The organism is Micromonospora sp. NPDC047753 (assembly GCF_040642735.1).
GTDB lineage: Bacteria > Actinomycetota > Actinomycetes > Mycobacteriales > Micromonosporaceae > Micromonospora.
In genome coordinates this window covers 1-3,878 of record NZ_JBEYSL010000576.1, presented here as the reverse complement: position 1 = coordinate 3,878, position 3,878 = coordinate 1, and the positions used below count along the sequence as shown (strand labels likewise).

Annotated in this window: 3 protein-coding genes; 1 reads left to right on the top strand and 2 read right to left on the bottom strand. The window is 73.2% G+C overall.

Annotated features, from left to right (window positions below; all coding sequences use genetic code 11):
• Positions 1-358: CDP-alcohol phosphatidyltransferase family protein (locus tag ABZ749_RS31165; RefSeq protein WP_357234065.1), on the bottom strand; the 358-nt coding region annotated here is incomplete at its 3' end.
• A gap of 250 nt (positions 359-608) precedes the next feature.
• Between ABZ749_RS31165 and ABZ749_RS31160 the strand changes: the two genes are divergently transcribed.
• Entirely contained in the window at positions 609-2,765 is a 2,157-nt protein-coding gene (locus ABZ749_RS31160) for an elongation factor G-like protein EF-G2 (RefSeq protein WP_357234062.1), read from the top strand.
• Positions 2,766-3,299: 534 nt separating this feature from the next.
• On the opposite strand, the gene ABZ749_RS31155 is transcribed toward ABZ749_RS31160, so the two are convergent.
• Positions 3,300-3,878 (bottom strand): aldo/keto reductase (locus ABZ749_RS31155; protein WP_357234059.1); only part of this gene is annotated, 579 nt, incomplete at its 5' end.

Sequence of the window (3,878 nt, the reverse complement as noted above, 5' to 3'; positions counted from 1 at the left end):
CGGCCACACCGGAGTGGTCGCCCTCGGTGGCCAGCCAGTACGCGACCGCGCCGAAGACGGCGCTGTCGGCGACCCGGTCCATGCTTGAGTCGAGGAACGCGCCGAACCTGGTGGAGCCGCCGCTCATCCGGGCCATCGTCCCGTCGAGCAGGTCGGTGAGCGCGAACAGGGTGACGATCAACGCGCCCGCGACCAGATGGCCGCGAGCACCGAAGCCGAGCGCGCCGACGAGCACACCAACGGTGCCCGCGACGGTGACGGCATTGGGGGTGACGCCCGCGCGCAGCAGGGCGCGGGCAATCGGCTCGACGACGCGGGTCATCCCCGCGCGGGCCGACACTTGGAAGATCTTCGCCATGGCGGTCCCCACGATAACGGTCCGCCCAGCTCCGGCGATACGGACGGTACCGCCGACCCGCCCGGGGGAGGCTTGTGCCTACCCGGCAACGGGTGTGAGATCGAGCCGGGAGGTGAGCCAGCTCACCCGTCCGCCCGTCCCGTTCCCGCTGTGCAGCAGACCACCGGAGGATATCGCCGCGCACTCGCCCCGGGCCGCTTCCACCTCGCGCGGCGGTCGCCACCACCACCGGCTGAGGGAGGTGCGCCCCATGGCGCAGAAGAGTCACGAGAAGGGTTCCACCGGCGGCACGCCGGTGGTGACCGAGCCCGAGCGGGTTCGCAACGTGGTGCTCGTCGGGCACTCCGGGGCGGGCAAGACCACACTGGTCGAGGCCCTGCTCGCCGCGACCGGCACGATCGGCCGCGCCGGCACCGTGGTCGACGGCACCACCGTCGGCGACCACGACCCCGCCGCCGTACGCCAGCAGCGCTCGGTCAGCCTGTCCTGCGCGCCGCTGCTGCACAACGGCATCAAGGTCAATCTGCTGGACACCCCCGGGTACGCGGACTTCGTCGGTGAGCTGCGCGCCGGGCTGCGGGCCGCCGACGCCGCGCTCTTCGTGGTCTCCGCCGCCGGCGGCATGGACGCGGCCACCGTCGCGCTGTGGGAGGAGTGCGCCGCCGTCGACATGCCCCGCGCTGTCGCGGTGGCCCGACTGGACCAACCCCGCGCCGACGTCGACGAGACGGTGGCGCTCTGCCAGCGCCTCTTCGGTGACAACGTGATGCCGCTCTACCTGCCGATGCTCGGCGACGACGGGGTGTCCACCGAAGGTCTGCTCGGCCTGATCACCCGTCGGGTCTTCGACTACAGCGCCGGGCTGCCCGCCGACGTCCGCGACCCCGACCCGGAGCACCAGCGGGCCATCGACGAGTCCCGCGACGAGCTGATCGAGGGGATCATCGCCGAGAGCGAGGACGAGACCCTGATGGACCGCTACCTCGACGGCGAGGAGATCGGCGACGAGGTGCTCATCGACGACCTGGAGAAGGCCGTCGCCCGGGGCCACTTCTACCCGGTGGTGCCGGTCTGCGCCCACACCGGCGTCGGGCTGGACGTGCTGCTGGAGGTGCTGACCGCCGCGTTCCCGTCGCCGCTGGAGCACGATCTGCCCGCGGTGACCGGCGTGGACGGCTCGCCGCGTCCGCCGCTGAGCTGCGACCCGGCCGGGCCGCTGGTCGCCGAGGTCGTCAAGACCACCATCGACCGCCACGTTGGTCGGGTCTCGCTGGTCCGGGTCTTCTCCGGCACCCTGCGCCCCGACCAGACCGTGCACGTCTCCGGGCACGGCATGGCCGAACGCGGGCACCCCGACCACGACGCCGACGAGCGGGTCGGGCACATCTACACCCCACTGGGCGCCACCCTGCGGGAGGTGTCGCTCTGCGTGGCCGGTGACATCTGCGCGATCACCAAGTCAGGCAGCGCTGAGACCGGCGACACCATCTCGACCAGGGACGACCCGCTGCTGATCGCCCCCTGGGAGATGCCCGAGCCGCTGCTGCCGGTGGCGATCGCCGCCCGGAGCCGCGCCGACGAGGACGCCCTGGCCCGCAACCTCGCCCGCCTGGTCGCCGGCGACCCCACGCTGCGGCTGGAGCGCAACCCGGAGACCCACCAACTGGTGCTCTGGTGCATGGGCGAGGCACACGCGGACGTGGTGCTCGACCGGCTGCGCGCCGGCGGCGTCGAGCTGGACACCGAGCCGGTCAAGGTGTCGCTGCGCGAGACGCTGACCGTCCCTGCGAAGGGGCACGGCCGCCACGTCAAGCAGTCCGGCGGCCACGGCCAGTACGCGGTCTGCGACATCGAGGTCGAGCCGCTACCCCGCGGCAGCGGCTTCGAGTTCGTCGACCGGGTGGTCGGCGGGGCGGTGCCGCACAACTACATCCCATCCGTGGAGAAGGGTGTCCGCGCCCAACTGGAGCGCGGGCTGGTCGCCGGGCACCCCGTGGTGGACCTGCGGGTGACCCTTGTCGACGGCAAGTCGCACAGCGTCGACTCCTCCGACGCGGCCTTCCAGACCGCCGGCGCGCTGGCACTGCGCGACGCCGCCGAGCGTGGCCAGCCGGCCCTGCTGGAGCCGATCGACGAGGTCACCATCCGGGTTCCGGACGGCTCGGTGGGCACGGTGATGGGCGACCTGTCCGGCCGACGCGGCCGGGTGCTCGGCACCGAACCGGACCCGGACACCGAGGGCCGCACCCTCGTCCGCGCCGAAGTGCCAGCCACCGAACTGCTTCGGTACGCCGTCGAGCTGCGCTCCATGACGGCCGGCACCGGCACCTTCCGCCGCCACTTCGTCCGCCACGACCCCATGCCCGCCCACCTGGCCGACCAGACCCGCAAGGAACAACTCCCCTAACCCCGCCGCCCTGCCCTGCCCTGCCCTGCCCTGCCCTGCCCTGCCCCAGCGATCTTGCACTTCCGGTTGCCGATATGTCGCTACTGCGGCATAAGTACCCGCAGTAAGTGCAAGATCGGCGGAAGTTGAAGCGGTCAACGGGTCGATCATGCAGTTGTGGTGGGCGAAGGGTTGCTTGGTGCCCGGTTTGTGAGGCACCACAACCCCTTGATCGACGCGGGCGGAGCGGCGCAGGGCGGAACTGAGCGGAAGGGGGCGGCGCAGGGCAGCGCTAGGCGGCGCAGGGCCGGGCGGCGCGGCGCGGGGCAGCACGGCGCTAGGCAGCACGGCGCTAGGCAGCACGGCGCGGGGCAGCACGGCGCACAGCAGCCCTGGGCAGCACGGCGCGGGGCGGGGCGACACGAGGCGGCAAGGCGCGAGGCAGCACGGCAGAGCACAAGGCAGCACGGCGCAGCGCGGCGCAGCACGAGGCAGCACGGCGCAGCACGCGCTGCGCCGTGGGTGCGGGCGTGGGTGGGCTTCTGTGGGACCTGGTTACGGGTGGACTGTGGGGTGGATGGGGCGGGGCCAGTGGGGGCGGTCGGCGTCGCGCAGGGCTGCGGTGCGGACGGCGGCGAGCTGACGTTCCACCTCGACGAACTGGTCCGCCGGCAGTGGGCCCCGGTGCAGCGCGGCGGCGTTCTCCTCGACCTGGGCGACCGTACGGCAGCCCGGGATCGGGATGGTGCGGCCGCTGCGGGCCCAGATCCAGCCCAACGCGCCCTGGGCGAGGGTGCGCCCGTCGGCGGTGAGCGCGGCTCGGACCGCGCCGACCCGCCGCAGCCACTCCGGTGCCGGCCGGCCACCCCGGAACCACTCCAACCAGCCCGGAGCCAGTCCGCGTACGTCGTCGCGGGGCAGCGTCGACGCGGCCGTGTACTTGCCGGTGAGCAGCCCCATCCCGAGCGGGCCCCGGTTGACGCTGGCCAGGTCGTACTTGTCGCAGACGGCGAGCAGCTCGGGTGCGTCGCGTAGCACCGACAGGGCGTGTTGCACCGCGGTGGCACCGGCGGCGGCGTGCCCGAACGCGGCAGCCCGGTCGGTGCGGTCGGTGCTCCACCCGTACGCCAGGAC